This is a genomic window from Amycolatopsis circi (assembly GCF_003385235.1).
In the GTDB taxonomy this organism is placed as follows: Bacteria; Actinomycetota; Actinomycetes; order Mycobacteriales; family Pseudonocardiaceae; genus Amycolatopsis; species Amycolatopsis circi.
Genome location: NZ_PQIA01000181.1, coordinates 1 through 14,615, shown reverse-complemented (window position 1 = coordinate 14,615; position 14,615 = coordinate 1). Strand labels below are relative to the sequence as shown.

Below are 14,615 nucleotides of genomic sequence, written 5' to 3'. Positions count from 1 at the left end.
TCCCCGCCTCATGCAGATACCAAGCCGCGCCGCCCCCCGGCAAGCCTGAGCCACCCCGTAACCACCGATCACGTCACCAAGCAACTGCCCGCCGGGAACCGGCGCGTTGAGCCCTGCCTGAACCCGCCGAAGCGTCCGAGCCGGATCAGCCGACCGGCGGATCGCGGCGTGGTACGACTGCTCCAGCCCCAGCGTCGCGAAAACCTCGTCGATGAGGTGCTGCGGCACGCCGAGGTCCTCGGCGGTCACCCAGCTGGCGTCCAGCCACGGGCGCAGGAACTCGCAGAAGCGGGTGAGCACGCCGGTCGCGCGCGGGTCCTTCGGGTCGAAGTCGATGCCGCCCTTCGCGCCGCCGACCGGGAGGTTGAACGCGGCCGTCTTGTTCGCCATGCCGCGGGCGAGGTCGGCCACCTCGTCGACCGTGCAGCCGGCGCGCATTCGCGTGCCGCCCGTGGCGACGCCGGAAACCAGGCTGTGCACGACCAGGTAGCCGCGCGCACCTGTGACCGGGTCCGTCCACGTCAGCTTCATCAGCGGTTCGGCGATACGCGTGTCCATCGAGCCACTCACCTCCTCGAGTCCCGGGCGGCGCTGTTCGCCGCCTGCTTCCGAGGGTGCTGCCAGATCGGTGCGCGCGTCCATTTACCGAATGTGCACGAAGTTGTTTAGGGTTCGTACATGGAGCTTTCGTTGCACCGCTTGAGGATGCTCCGCGAACTGCACCGCAGGGGCACGGTCACCGCGGCTGCGGCGGCGTTGCATTACACCGCTTCGGCGGTATCCCAGCAACTCGCGCAGCTGGAACGCGACGTCGGCGCGAAGCTGTTCGAGCGGCTCGGCCGCCGGGTGCAGCTGACCGAACTCGGCATCCTCCTCACCGAGCACGCCGAGGAGATCCTGGGGTCGGTCGAGCGCGCGACGCTCGCGCTGGAGGAGGCGCAGGGCTCGATGTCCGCGCGGCTCACCGCGGGCGTCTGGGCGTCCGTGGCGTCCGGGTTGCTGCCGACCGCGCTCACCGCGCTGGCCGCGGACTACCCGGGAATCCAAGTGCGGACGAAGGAACTGGCCCCGGAGGCGACCGCCGACGCGGTGCGGGACGGGACGCTGGACCTGTCGTTCGTCATCGACTACTCCGACGCCCCGATGGAGTGGAGCGCCGGGCTGGAACGCGCGGTAGTGGCGGTGGAGCGGCTGCACGCGGCGGTCCCGGCGGGCGCGTTGCCTTCGACGACGGTGCCGCTCGACGCGCTGGCGGAGCACCCGTGGATCCTCGCGAGTCCCAAGTCCCATTTCGGCCGTGCGATCCGGAATGCCTGCCAGCGGCACGGTTTCCAGCCGAAAATCAATCACGAGGTCGAGGAGCAGTCGACCGCGATGGCGATGGTGGGCGCCGGGCTCGGCGTGACCCTGGTGTCCGATCTGGGCCTGCGGCTGCTGCGCCCGCCGGGGATCGACGTCGTCGCGCTCGCCCCGCCGCTGCTGCGGACGGTGTCGATCGCCTACCGCCGCACCGAGATCCGGCGACCGGCGTTGCACCTGGTCGTCGCCGCGGTGCAGGAGGCCGCGGCCGAATTGGGACTGGGCACCGAACCCGCCCTGCCGTGAGGCGGGGCGCCCCGGCAAGGGCCCCCAGTTCGGCCACGACTTCAGCCGCGCCGAGGAAGCTGCGACGATCCTGTCCGCCGTGGCGATGATCGCCGCGTTGCTGGCGCAGTCCGTCCGGCGAGGTACCGGCATCCGCGAGCGGGGAGGCCGACCGCGCGCCCAGCGAGCGGGCCCGAACGGCCCGGCCTCGACTCGCGGCGCCCGGAATCTCCCGAGAATGCCGTTCAGCGCATCGGAATGAGACGACCGGGGAGCGAGGCCCCGCTGCCCCGGATGGAGCAGTCCGCGCGAGTGTGATCTGTTCGGTGAACTCCCAGGTCAACACAGATTACGAGGTCCTTATCGATCGCCGCCGGGGCTTCGCGGCCCTGTTTTTGTCAGACCCCGCGTGTAGCGTCGCGAAGCGACGAGGTCCGGCCCCGCGGACCTCCTGACGTGGACGGCCACAGATGACTGCAGTGCACGATTTTCCGGACAGATCCGGGAGTGCGGCGAACCTGACCGCGCGGGTGCTCGCCGACCGCGCGGAGGGGGAGCAGTACGTCGCCTCGGTGTGTTTCAAGCACGGCCCGCCGAGACTGGTCGGGGTGGAACTGGAGTTCACGGTGCACCACGCCGGCGACCCGGTCCGCCCGCTCGACCCCGATGTCCTGGCCACGGCGCTCGGCCCGCACACCCCGCGGACGCTGCGCCCCGACAGTCCCGCGGTCCCGCTCCCGGCCGGTGCGCCGGTGAGCCTGGAACCCGGGTGCCAGGTGGAGCTTTCCGCTCTGCCGCAGGCCTCGCTGCGTGATCTGCACGCGGCTGTGGAGGCCGATCTCGCTCATCTCACCGGTCTTCTCGCCCGCCACGGCCTCGAACTCGGCGCCGCGGGCATCGACGAACACCGTCCGCCCCGGCGCATTCTGCGCACCCCCCGCTACGCCGCCATGGAACGCCGGTTCGCCCCGATCGGGGCGGGCGGCATCACGATGATGTGCAGCACCGCGGGCCTGCAGATCTGCGTGGACGCGGGCGAAACCCACGAGGTCGCCGCGCGCTGGGCGGCGGCGCACGCGATGGGCCCGCCGCTGCTCGCGCTGTTCGCGAATTCCCGCGTGCACGCCGGGTCCGACACCGGATTCGCGTCGGCGCGCTGGCTCGCGGTGCGGGAAACCGAGCCGGTCCGCACGCAGTCGCCCGAGCCGGGCGCGGACCCGGCGCGCGAATGGGCCCGCCGGATGATGGACACGCCGCTGATGGTGTTCCCGCGCGGCGAACGGCCGTGGGACGCGCCGGAGGGGCTCACCTTCGCCGAGTGGATCAGCGGCCGGGGCTCGGCCACCGTGCTGCGCCGTCCGACGTTCGCGGACCTCGACTACCACCTCACCACGATGTTCACCCCGGTGCGGCCGCAGGGCTACCTCGAGCTGAGGTATCTCGACGGGCAGCCGCCGGGGGAATGGCTGCCGCCGGTAGCACTGGTCACCGCGCTGCTGGCGAATCAGTCCACTGTGGACAAAGTGCGCGAGGTGTGCGCGCCGGCGGCGGGCCGCTGGGCCGACGCCGCCCGGTGCGGAATGGCCGACGCGCCACTGGCGGCGGTCGCCAGGGAGCTGGTGGAGCTGGGCATCGACGGGCTTCCGTCCACCGGGCTTCCCGACGGCACCGTGGCCGGGCTGGCCGCCGGGCTGCGCGCCCGGGCCGCCGGAGTGCCTCGCCAGGATCGATGAGCAGGACCGAGATCACCGCCGGGCCGCCCGGCGAACCGGACTCGAGGAGTCAGGACCGATGAGCACCATCCCCGAACAGAACCCGCTGCTGGAGCTGAGCCCGCAAGACCTGCGGGCGCACACCGCCGCCGCCCTCACCCGGGCGCGCGAGCGCAGCGTGGGCCTCACCGACGCGGTCGACGACGAGGACCTCGTGCGGCAGCATTCGAAACTGATGTCGCCGCTGGTGTGGGACCTCGCGCACATCGGCAGCCAGGAAGAGCTGTGGCTGGTCCGCGACGTCGGCGGCCGGGAGCCGCTGCGCCCGGACATCGACGACCTCTACGACGCCTTCCAGCACGCCCGCGCGGACCGTCCGGCGCTGCCGCTGCTCGGCCCGGCCGAGGCCCGCGCGTATGTGAAGGAAGTTCGCGACAAGGCGTTCGACGTCTTGGAAACCGCGCCGCTGGAAGGACGGCGGCTCACCGAGAGCGCGTTCGCCTTCGGCATGATCACCCAGCACGAGCAGCAGCACGACGAGACCATGCTGGCCACCCACCAGCTGCGCAAGGGCGACCCCGTCCTGCACGCGCCGGAGCCGCCGCGCGCGCCCGCCCGGAAGCTGCCCGCCGAGGTGCTCGTGCCCGGCGGCCGGTTCACGATGGGCACCACCGCCGAACCGTGGGCACTGGACAACGAACGCCCGGCACACGAGATCGACGTGGCCGCCTTCGTCCTCGACACCACGCCGGTCACCTGCGGCGCGTACGTCGAATTCCTGGAATCCGGCGGCTACCAGGACCGGCGGTTCTGGAGCGAGCCCGGCTGGGCGTACCTGCGGGAGCACGGCATCACCGCGCCCCGGTTCTGGCGCCGCGAACCGGACGGCTGGTGGCGCACCCGCTTCGGCGTGCACGAGCGCGTCCCAGAGAACGAACCGGTCGTGCACGTTTCGTATTACGAGGCCGAGGCGTACGCGCGCTGGGCGGGCAAGCGGCTGCCCACCGAGGCGGAGTGGGAGAAGGCCGCCCGGCACGACCCGGCGAGCGGCCGGTCGCGGCGCTTCCCGTGGGGCGACGAGGAACCGACCGCCGAGCACGCCAACCTCGGGCAGCGCCACCTGCGCCCGGCCGAGGCGGGCGCGTATCCGGCCGGAGCGTCGCCGCTGGGCGTGCACCAGCTGATCGGCGACGTCTGGGAGTGGACGAGCACCGATTTCCACGGCTACCCGGGCTTCTCGGCGTTCCCGTACCGGGAGTACTCGGAGGTGTTCTTCGGACCGGAGTACAAGATCCTGCGCGGCGGGTCGTTCGGCACCGACGCGGCGGCGATCCGGGGCACGTTCCGCAACTGGGACTATCCGATCCGGCGGCAGATCTTCTCCGGCTTCCGGTGCGCGCGCGATCCGCGCCCGGGCGAGGCGGGCTAGCCGGATGTGCCGTCATCTCGCCTATCTCGGCGCGCCGGTGTCCCCGGCGGAGCTGATGTTCGCCGCGCCGCACGCGCTGCTCGTGCAGTCGTACGCGCCGCTCGACATGCGCGGCGGCGGTTCGGTGAACGCCGACGGCTTCGGCCTCGGCTGGTACCCGGAACCGGGCGCGCCGCCGCAGCGGTACCGCCGCCGGGAACCGTTGTGGACTGACCAGACGCTGCCCGCGCTGGCCGCTTCGGTGCGCACCACGGCCTTCGTCGCGGCGGTGCGCAACGGCACCACCGGAATGCCGGTCACCGAGGCAGCCGCCGCGCCCTTTATGGAAGACCGCTGGCTGTTCAGCCACAACGGCGTGGTCCGCGGCTGGCCCGGTTCGATGCGCGGGCTCGCCGGAAAGCTCGACGTCACCGAGCTGTTCACGCTCGAAGCGCCGACGGATTCCGCACTGCTGTGGGCTTTGCTCCGCGCTCGGCTGCGCGCGGGGGAGGAGCCGCTCGAAGCGGTGACCGGCCTCGTGCGCGAGGTCGAGGCGGTCGCCCCGGGCTCCCGGCTGAACCTTCTGCTCACCGACGGCGAACTGCTCGTCGGCACCGCCTGGACGCACGCGTTGTCCGTGCGCCGCACCGAAACCGGTGTGGTGCTGGCGTCCGAGCCGTGCGATCCGGACCCGGCCTGGACCGCCGTGCCCGACCACCACGCCGTGCGCGTCACCGCGCCCGGCGTCGATGTTCTTCCCCTGACTCTGGAACGGAGCACCGCCCGATGACCGAAGCGGACCTGGAGAGCCATCGCCGCGACGTGACGGCCGAACTGCGCGCGGACGTGCGCGACGGGCTCACGGCCGACCAGAAGTGGTTGCCGCCCAAGTGGTTCTACGACGCCGAAGGCAGCAAGCTGTTCGAGAAGATCACCGCGCTGCCGGAGTACTACCCGACCCGAAGCGAGCGCGAGGTGCTCGCGCAGCGGGCGGCCGAGATCGCCGAGCGGACCGGCGCGCACACGCTCGTCGAGCTGGGTTCGGGGTCCAGCGAGAAGACCCGGCTGCTGCTGGACGCGCTCACCTCGCACGGCACGCTGGAGGCGTTCGTCCCGATGGACGTGTCGGAAACCGCGCTCGCCGAGGCGGCCGCCGCGATCACGGCGGACTACCCGAAGCTCGAGGTGCGCGGGGTGGTCGGCGACTTCACCCAGCATCTGCAGCTGCTGCCCGGCACCGCGCCGCGGGTCGTCGCCTTCCTCGGCGGCACGATCGGCAATTTCCTGCCCGGCGAACGTACGGAGTTCCTCAGCTCGGTACGGGACGTGCTCGGCGAAGGGGAGTGGCTGCTGCTCGGCACGGACCTGGTGAAAGACCAGGAAACGCTGGAGCGAGCCTATGACGACGCGGCGGGCGTCACGGCGGCGTTCAACCGCAACGTGCTGCGCGTGATCAACGCCGAACTGGGCGCGGACTTCGACCCGGACGAGTTCGACCACGTCGCGCACTGGGACGCCGGCCACGAGTGGGTCGAAATGCGGCTGCGCGCCCGCTGCCGGACGGAGGTGCGCATCCCCGGCGCGGACCTGATCGTGCCGTTCGCCGAGGGCGAGCACATCCGCACCGAGGTGTCGGCGAAGTTCCGCCCGGACGGCGTCGAGGCCGAGTTGAACGCCGCCGGGTTCGCGCTGGAACAATGGTGGACAGACTCACAGCAGCGGTTCGGGGTGAGTTTGGCAAGATCAGTGCGTGCGTAAACCTCTCGCGGCGCTTGCCCGCAAGCTCGGCGCCCAGCCCCGGCTGATGGGCGCCTCGCGTTCCATCATCGCGACCGACCGGCAGCTGCACCGGTGGTTCGGCGGCCGGATCACCCTGGTCGGCCTGGCCGGACTGCCGTCGCTGCGGCTCACCACCACCGGAAGGCGCAGCGGCCTGCCGAGGAGCACGAACTTGCTGTACTACCCGCACGGCAGCGAGTTCGTGCTCACCGGCTCCAACTGGGGCCGCCCGCAGAACCCGGCGTGGACGCACAACCTCCGCGAGAACCCGCGCGCGACGGTCGCGCTGCGCGGCCGCGAGATCGAGGTCAAGGCGCGGGAGCTGGAAGGCGCGGAGTACGACCGGATGTGGGCGGAACTGCTCGAATTCTGGCCGGGCTACGAAATGGAACGCGACGAGGCGGGGCGGGAGTTCCCGGTGTTCGTGCTGTCCCGCTGCTGACAGCCCGGCGTCGCCAAGGCGGCGGCCCTGCCGGGCTCAGGTCCGGGCGGCGACGCTGACCGCGCGGGCTCCGGCCGCCCACTCCGCCGCCGGGTCCGCGAGGCCAGCCACGAGCGTGCCCGATCCGCGCGGGGCAACGTCCGTGCGGACGAATGCGAAACAAGGTGCGCGTGGCCGGCTACCGGGAAATCAGCGCGATGCGTCCAATCGGAGCAATGCGGTAGCGTCTCCCGGCGGAGTGGTCGCGATTCCGACCTGGGTGTCGGCATTGGGATTGACGTCGACCGTCGTGTTGGCTCCGGCGTCGGTGGTCAGCTGGGCTTTGAGTTTGTGACCCGGCGCGGTTGAGGTGCCGTCGCCCCGGATGGCGTAGACGTTCGGGACCTTCAGGGTCAGCTGCCCGGTGGTCCCGGTGACCTCGAAGCAGAGTTTGCCGTTGCCCGCCGAGCCGATCCGGTCCGTGGTGCGGACGACGATCACGCCGGGGGTTTCCGGCGCGGAACAGGGCAGGTAGAGGATATGGCCGTCCCCGCTGATCAGCTGGACGTGGTCGCTCGCGAGGATCGCGGCCGCGCCCGGGTAGCTGTAATCCTCCACAATGGACGGTGGCTCGTCCGCCGCGGGCGAGGCTCCGCTCGCGGGGACGGCGACCGCGGTCAGCGCGCCGGCGGCGGCAGCTCCGGCGAGGACAAATGTCCAATAGGACCGTTTCATAAGTCTTCCTTAGAATGGGTTGAATCCGACATCTGCCCCAATTCGCATGCCGGACCCGGAACCGATTTCGGGCAGTGCGAGATTAGGCGGAGATTTCGCGAATCCGCATGGTGATGTCGATCACGTCTTTTTGGCGGTTGACCTGCTCTCCGGTGGACCGGTAAATATTCTTCCGCGCATTTTGGTCGGGGCCGAGATTTGCGCACTGGTCAATCGAGGGGGACTGGGATGCGTTGGGAAAGACCCGGGTTTCGTGCTGCCCTGATCACGGTGACGACGGTCGCGCTGACCGCGGGCACGTTGACTCCGCCGGCGGCCTCGGCCGACGGGGCGGACAGCGGCGCGTCGGCGCAGACCGCCTCCGCCGCTGCGGACCGGGCTAAGACAGCGCTGCTGTGGCGGGTCGGCGGGCCCGCCACGAAGCGCGACGCCGGGGCGGCTCTGGCCGGGACGGACGCGGACATCGCCCGGTTCCTGACGACGCAGAAGGATCCGGACGCGTCGATCGACCGGACCGTTCAGGTCAGCCGCCTGATGTCGGCGGGCGGGACGGCGACGCGGTCGGCCGGGCAGCAGGCGCTCGACGCGGGCACCGACGAAGCGCTGCAGGCGTTCGTGGGCTCCGGCTGGGAAGCGCCGCACGACATCGACGTCAGCGTCCGGGTCAGCCAGGTGATGTCGGCCGGCGGCCCGGAAGTGAAGAAAGCCGGGCAGAAGGCACTCGACGCGGGCACCCAGGATGCGCTGCGGGAGTTCCTCGACTCCGGGTGGCAGGGAGCGTTCGAAACCGACCAGTCGGTCAAGGTCAGCCGGGCGATCTCGGCCGGCGGTCCGGAAGTGAAGAAGGTCGGCCAGCAGGCGCTCGACGCGGGCACCCTCGACGCCCTCAACCAGTTCTTGCAAACCGATCTGCCCGTGGCGCAGGCTCGTGACGCCGAAACCGCCTCCATCGCCGATCTGGTCTCGACGGCCAAGGCCGCGTCGGAACGAGCCGCGAGCGAAACCCAGCAGGCGAAGGAGGAATCAGACCGCGCGGTCACCGCGGCCGCCGCCGCGCAGAAAGCGGCCCAGGAAGCCAAAGACGCGGCAGGTGCGGCGGAAGGGCACGCCAATCAGGCGACCGATGCCGCGACCCGGGCCGCCTACGCCGCGGACCAAGCGTCGGTCACCGCACGTCAGGCGATCGGTGCGGCGAACGCGGCCACTGCCGCGGCACACACCGCCGCGGTCGCCGCTTCACGGGCCGCGGCGGCGGCTTCGCAAGCCGGGAGGGCCGCTTCGCACGCGTATGACGCCGCAGCAGCAGCGCTTGGCGACCAGACCAAGGCGGGCGACGCGGCCACGGCGGCTCAAACCGCGCGCGATGCGGCGCTCGCCGCGTCGACCGCCGCGGATGCCGCACGATCGGCAAGGACCGCTTCGCAGAACGCCCGGACCGCGGGGCAAGCGGCCTCGGACGCCGCGAACCAGTCGCGCACTGCGGCGCAGGCGGCGACTGACGCGGCCAACGCGGCTGCGGCGGCCGGTGCCGACGCGCGGCAGGCCCAGGCAGCGGCGGCTCGGGCGCGATCCCAAGCCGCTCGCGCGGTGGCAGCCGCCCAGGCAAGCCAGTCGTGGGCGGATCAGGCCAGCACCGCGGCAGGCCAGGCCGCCGATGCCGCCGATGCGGCCGCAGCCAACGCACGCGCGGCCGCGGATGCGGCTGCGGCCGCCGCGGTCTTCAAGGGACAAGCCGACGAGGCGGCCCGAAAAGCCACTGACCACGCGAACGCCGCTACCGCTGCGGCGAACACCGCGGTCACCGCGGCGCAGCAGGCGGCACAGATCGCGCAGGTGGCCCGGAAGGCCGAGGACGACCGGATCGCTCTGGCGGGTCAGCAAGCCGACGACGCGGCCCGCGAGGCCGCCGCGGCACAGGCCACCCGTCCGGCGCCTCCGCGAACGGATCTGGACCAAGCGAGCACCTGGGACGCCGAGACCAACCGGCTGATCGCCGAAACCGCTGCGCCGGGCACCGCACGCGCCACTGTCGTCAGCGACGCTCGCAAGGTCGCCTTGAAGCTGGCTGACCTCGGTGGTCCGTGGACGAAAGCCGCGGCGGCCACGGCGATCTCCGCCTCGGACGACGAAGCGGCCGACTTCGTCACCACCGGATTGACCGCCGCCGCGGGCCAGGACGACCGCGTCCTCCTCAGCCGGCTCGCGGAGTCGGGCACGTCCGGTTTCAAGACGGCCGCCGCGGCCGCCCAAGCCGGCTCGGACGCGGATGTCCGGACTTTCCTGCGCAGCCGCGACTACCCGGGCCGTCTGCAGGACGACACCCTGCGGGTCAGCCAGATCATCTCCGCGGCGAGGGCGGCCGGGCGCTCCGTGGTTGTGCAACACGGCCAGAGCGCGCTGGACGCCGGGACCGACCAGGCGCTGCGTGAGTTCCTCGACACCGGCCAATACGTCTCTTTGCAGACGGACGACCAGGTCAAGGCGGAACAGGTGCAGTCCGCCGCCCGGGCCGCCGGGGCGCGCGAGGTCGTCGCCGGGGCGCAAGCCGCGTTGGACGGGCCGCCGACCTTGCTGCACGAGTTCCTGACCGTCGGGCAGTTCACCGCAGCGCGGCGCGACCAGAACACCGCTGCCCACAACGCCGCCATCGACAGCTTGCTGGAGCAGGCCACCAGCGCGGCGGCATCCGCGACCCACGACGCGAACGAAGCCCAGGCTGCCGCGGCCCGCGCCCGCAAGGCGGACGAGGACGCGACGCGCTACCTCGGCGAGGCGCAGAAAGCGGCCACTGCCGCCGGAGTCGCAGCCACCCGGGCCCAGGAAGCAGCGAACCGCGCCGCCGCTTCCGCGCAGCAGGCGCAAGCTTCGGCGAACACAGCCGCGGCCGCGGCGGCACGGGCGATCTCCGCGGCCGACCAGGCGGGCCGGTCCGCGGCGTGGGCCGCTCATTCGGCCGCGGAAGCCGCCAGTTCGGCGCGTGACGCGGCGGTTTACGCGCACAACGCGTACCAGTACGCACTCGGCGCGGGCAAGAGCGCGAAGGACGCCGCCGACGCGGCACGCGCGGCTTGGGACGGAGTCAAAGCCAAAGTCGAGTCCGAGAAGCAGAAAATCGTCGAGCAGCGCAAGCAAGCGTGCCAGCCGGCGATGCGGCCCGCGACGTCGATGGCCGGGTACAGCACCGAAGACTGCATCCTGCTGGTCACCGGCACCCAAGCGGACAAAGAGCGGATCCTCCACCATCTGCAGGACCTGTGCCGTCAGCTCAATCCGCAGGGCAGCTACAAGACCAATGCCTGCCTGGACCCGCACAACCTGTTCAACCCCAGCTTCGCGGCCCGGTACCCGGACCCGATCATGACCGACGGCGGGGGCGATCCGGTCGACGACATCTTCATGTTCATCGGCATCGGCCTGTTGACCGCCGCGTGCGAAGGAGTCTGCGACGTCCTCGCGCTCCTGGGCGGAGCCGGGGCCGAAATCGGCGTCGCCGACAGCCTCGAAGGAATCGCCGGGCTGGCCGACACTCTCGGCAGCGGCCGCAGCGCCTTCGACGTGCTCGGCGCCGAGATCAACGCGGAACTGGGCGAAGCTGCCACCCTGGCTCAGGAAGGCGAAGCGGAACTCGCTCAGATAGCCGAAGAGGCACAAAGCCTCAGCAAAATCCTGTGCCGGGGCAACAGTTTCGTGGCCGGGACACCGGTCGTGATGGCGGACGGCACGACCAAGCCCATCGAGACCGTGCGCACGGGAGACCGGGTCGCGAACGCCGAGCCGGACAGCCCGGTGCTCCAGCAGCACGTCGTCGATGCCGTGCACATCACCGACGACGACACCGATTTCGACGAGGTCACGCTAGCCACGCCCGGCGGCTCCGCGCGGGTCACCGCCACTGCACACCATCTCTTCTGGGACGGCACTGCGCACACGTGGGCGCCAGCCGCAGCGCTCGCGCCGGGGACTCAGCTGGACAGCACTCGCGGCCAGCACGTCAGCGTCGCGGCGAACCGTCGCTATTCCGGCAGCGGACGGACGTACAACCTGACGGTCAACGGCCTCCACACGTACTACATCGAGGCCGCCGGGACGCCGGTCCTGGTGCACAACAACGACAGTGACGAGTGCATCAACGCCGGACTGGGCGGGCTCAAGAAGTCTCCCAAGGGCGATGCCGCCGCCGACGAACTGGCGGAGCGGCTCGGGGGTTTCTCCCGGGGCATCTTCGTCAACGACACGTTCCAGCGGGAGTTCGACGTCATCAGCGATCTGTACATCGCTCAGACCAAATCGAAGCGGGTGGTGATAGGCAAGGATTTCCGCGTCCAGGCCAAGAGGACCTTCGAGTACTCGAAGCTGACCGGCCGGATCCCGTTCTTCCACTTCGAGGTGCCGCCGGATCCCCAGGTCCTGGCTAAGATCGCGGAATACGCCCGCCGGTACGGCCTCGAGCCGGTCGTCAAAATCGGACCTATCTCGGAGATCTGAATGTATGTGGTGCACGGCTGGTTCGAGCTGGAGGAATCCCCGGCCGAGCCGGAGTGGGGTGAGGAGAAGCTCGACGAGCTGGTCGAAGAGGTCCGTGCGCGGATCGCCGGCACCGACTTCGGAACCAGCGAAGTGACGCTGAAGATCTTCAACGGCATCTACGTCCTGAGGGTGGACGGGGCGCCCAACCATCGCGGGACGGAAATACCCGAGGTGATCGAATTCCTGGAGTACGTCGCCCGGCTGCTTCCCGGGTCGTACGGGCTCTTGTACGAACGAGACGAGGAGGCTTCCGACGCGCCCGGGCAGAACGGGTTCCGGGTCCGGGTCATGGCGCGCGGGGAACTGGGTCTCCGGCTGGACCCGTTCCTCTCGCCGATCCAGCCCGTCATCGAGGACTGCCCCTGAGCCTCGTCGCCTCGCCCGACCCCGCACTTCCTCCTTTTGGCCGGTGCCCGGCTTGGCCGGATTATGCCAGTCTCGGTGACGCCCCGTAATCAGACGGGTGCGCAACCAGGGGAGATTCCACGTGCGCGGATCGAGAAGAGCACGAACCGGAGCACTGGTCGCGGCGATCGCGACCGCGCTGACCGGGCTGGCGGGCACTGCCGTCGCGGCGCCGGCCGATCCGGCGGCGCAGGCCCGGCCGGCCCAGCCCGCCGAGATCGCGCGCACCGCGCCGGTCAAGTGGGAGGACTGCACCAAAGAACAGCTGCGCGGCGTCCCGGAAGACCAGCTCAAGCTGTACAGCTGCTCGCGCTACCGCGTGCCGATCGACCACGACGACGCGTCGCTCGGCAGCATCGACATCGCGCTGATGAAGCGCGCCGCCAAGGTCCCGGGGCAGCGGATCGGGTCGCTGTTCCTCAATCCGGGCGGCCCGGGCGGGTCCGGCCTGCGGATGCCCATCGCCGGCGACCGCTACTTCCGCCCGCAGGTGATGGACCGGTTCGACCTCGTCGGGTTCGACCCGCGCGGCGTCGGAGCCAGCAACCCGCTGCGCTGCTTCACGACCGCCGAAGACGCCCAAGACGTCCAGAGCCAGCTGCTGCCGGTTCCGTTGTCGCGCAAGGAAATCTCCGGCACGCTCGCCGGGTACCGCGACTACGGCCAGTTCTGCCGCCGCAACGCGGGCGCGCTGCTCGACCACATGTCCACCCGCGACGTCGTGCGCGACCTCGACCAGTTGCGCGCCGCCGTCGGCGACAAGCAGCTGACCTACACCGGCTTCTCCTACGGCACCCTCGTCGGGTCGACCTACGCCGCGATGTTCCCGAAGCAGACGCGAGCGATCGTGATCGACGGGAACGTCGACCCGCAACTGCGCACCAACGACGGCGTCACCTACGACCTGGCGCGGGCGCAGGGCTTCGAGATCGCGCTCGACGGCTTCCTCAAGCGCTGCGCCCAGGCCGGCGACAAGTGCGCGTTCAGCGCGGGCGACCCGCGGGCGAAGTTCGACGAACTGCGCGAGCACGTGCGCACCGACCCGATCACGTTGCCCGGCGGCCAGAAGGTGGACTTGGGCACGCTGATCGGCGCGGCGTCGAGCGCGATGTACTCGCCGGACTCGTTCGCCGAGCTGGCCGAGGGCTTGCAGCAGGCGTACTCGGTGCTGCACCCGTCGCCGCAGGCGCAGTCCATGCGGACGGGAACCCTCTCGGTGGGCCGCGGCGGTCTGCTCGACCTCGCCCCGGACAGCCCGTACACCGGCGACGACTCGTACTTCGCGGTGAACTGCGCGGACAAGCCGATGCGGATCAAGCAGGAGCAGGTGCCGGGGATCGCGGGCAAGGCGGACCGGGAATCGCCGACGTTCGGCCGCTACCAGGTGTTCTCCGACATCGCCGCCTGCCCGGTGTGGCCGGCCGCGAAGACGTCCGACCCGTACCGCGGGCCGTGGCGCGCGAAGACGGCGACGCCGGTCCTGGTGGTCAGCAACCTCTACGACCCGGCCACGCGGTACCGGTTCGGCCAGCGGATGGCCGAGGAACTGGGCAACTCCCGGCTGCTGTCGGTCGACTCGTTCGGTCACTGCATCCTCGGCCGGGCTCGGGGCGTCGACGACGCGACCGCCGCGTACCTGATCGACCTGAAGGTTCCCGCCGACGGCCAGGTGTTCCAGCCGGACCACCAGCCCTTCACGACGCCCGCGAAGGGCTGATCGGTTGATCTTCGGCCCGGAACCGGGCATATCGGCACAACCCTCTTGTCAGCGTCCGGCGGATCGGTGAAAGTGTCCGCCAGAAGTTCACCTGAGGGGAGTTGACGTGCGGCGCTGGGCGGGCGGGTTCGGCGCGGCCGCGGTCCTTGCCGGGACCGCGGTGCTCGCCGGCTGCTCCGGCTCGCCCGCCCAGCCCGGCCCGGTCGAAGTCTCGCGCTCGGCCTGCGGCGACGGCTGCCCCGCGCCGCCGGCCGGGCCGCAGAACCTCCAGGTTCCCAACAACGCCGCCGTCACCATGGAAGTACACCCCGTCCACCCGGCCACCGG

At 71.1% G+C, this 14,615-nt stretch carries 10 protein-coding genes and 2 pseudogenes; 10 read left to right on the top strand and 2 right to left on the bottom strand.

The annotated features are described in order from the left end of the window. Positions 1-558 (bottom strand): annotated as a pseudogene (locus D0D37_RS42255) (Glu/Leu/Phe/Val dehydrogenase dimerization domain-containing protein); the annotation flags it as partial. Positions 559-678: 120 nt separating this feature from the next. Here D0D37_RS42255 and D0D37_RS42250 point away from each other — a divergent pair. The 6 genes from D0D37_RS42250 to D0D37_RS42225 all read left to right on the top strand — a co-directional run bounded on the left by D0D37_RS42250 (position 679) and on the right by D0D37_RS42225 (position 6,925). After that, positions 679-1,605: a LysR family transcriptional regulator gene (locus D0D37_RS42250; protein ID WP_116206184.1), complete on the top strand. Its 927-nt coding sequence runs from the start codon at positions 679-681 to the stop codon at positions 1,603-1,605. 449 nt (positions 1,606-2,054) lie between these two features. Beyond that, the gene (locus D0D37_RS42245; RefSeq protein ID WP_116206183.1) at positions 2,055-3,317 is read left to right on the top strand and encodes a glutamate-cysteine ligase family protein; all 1,263 of its coding nucleotides are present in this window, start codon (positions 2,055-2,057) and stop codon (positions 3,315-3,317) included. A gap of 58 nt (positions 3,318-3,375) precedes the next feature. Further along, a complete protein-coding gene (gene egtB, locus D0D37_RS42240; RefSeq protein WP_116206182.1) occupies positions 3,376-4,725 on the top strand; it encodes an ergothioneine biosynthesis protein EgtB in 1,350 nt (449 codons plus the stop codon). A gap of 4 nt (positions 4,726-4,729) precedes the next feature. Continuing rightward, positions 4,730-5,494, top strand: coding sequence for an ergothioneine biosynthesis protein EgtC (egtC, locus tag D0D37_RS42235; RefSeq protein WP_116206181.1), 765 nt, complete (start codon positions 4,730-4,732; stop codon positions 5,492-5,494). Continuing rightward, entirely contained in the window at positions 5,491-6,462 is a 972-nt protein-coding gene (egtD, locus tag D0D37_RS42230; RefSeq protein WP_116206180.1) for an L-histidine N(alpha)-methyltransferase, read from the top strand. The genes egtC and egtD overlap by 4 nt, the downstream gene beginning before the upstream one ends. Continuing rightward, positions 6,455-6,925: a nitroreductase family deazaflavin-dependent oxidoreductase gene (locus tag D0D37_RS42225; protein ID WP_116206179.1), complete on the top strand. Its 471-nt coding sequence runs from the start codon at positions 6,455-6,457 to the stop codon at positions 6,923-6,925. Before egtD ends, D0D37_RS42225 begins: the two co-directional genes overlap by 8 nt. 189 nt (positions 6,926-7,114) lie before the next feature. Here D0D37_RS42225 and D0D37_RS42220 read toward each other — a convergent pair whose 3' ends face one another. Beyond that, entirely contained in the window at positions 7,115-7,639 is a 525-nt protein-coding gene (locus tag D0D37_RS42220; protein WP_116206178.1) for a hypothetical protein, read from the bottom strand. Between the two features lie 228 nt (positions 7,640-7,867). Here D0D37_RS42220 and D0D37_RS42215 point away from each other — a divergent pair, with 228 nt between their 5' ends. The 4 genes and pseudogenes from D0D37_RS42215 to D0D37_RS42200 form a co-directional block, all read left to right on the top strand. Continuing rightward, complete coding sequence (locus tag D0D37_RS42215; protein ID WP_116206177.1) at positions 7,868-12,124, top strand: restriction endonuclease fold toxin; 4,257 nt, start codon at positions 7,868-7,870, stop codon at positions 12,122-12,124. Beyond that, entirely contained in the window at positions 12,125-12,532 is a 408-nt protein-coding gene (locus tag D0D37_RS42210; RefSeq protein ID WP_116206176.1) for an Imm7 family immunity protein, read from the top strand. Positions 12,533-12,653: 121 nt separating this feature from the next. Continuing rightward, the gene (locus D0D37_RS42205; RefSeq protein ID WP_425267030.1) at positions 12,654-14,288 is read left to right on the top strand and encodes an alpha/beta hydrolase; all 1,635 of its coding nucleotides are present in this window, start codon (positions 12,654-12,656) and stop codon (positions 14,286-14,288) included. 106 nt (positions 14,289-14,394) lie between these two features. Further along, positions 14,395-14,615, top strand: a pseudogene (locus tag D0D37_RS42200) (EfeM/EfeO family lipoprotein); the annotation flags it as partial.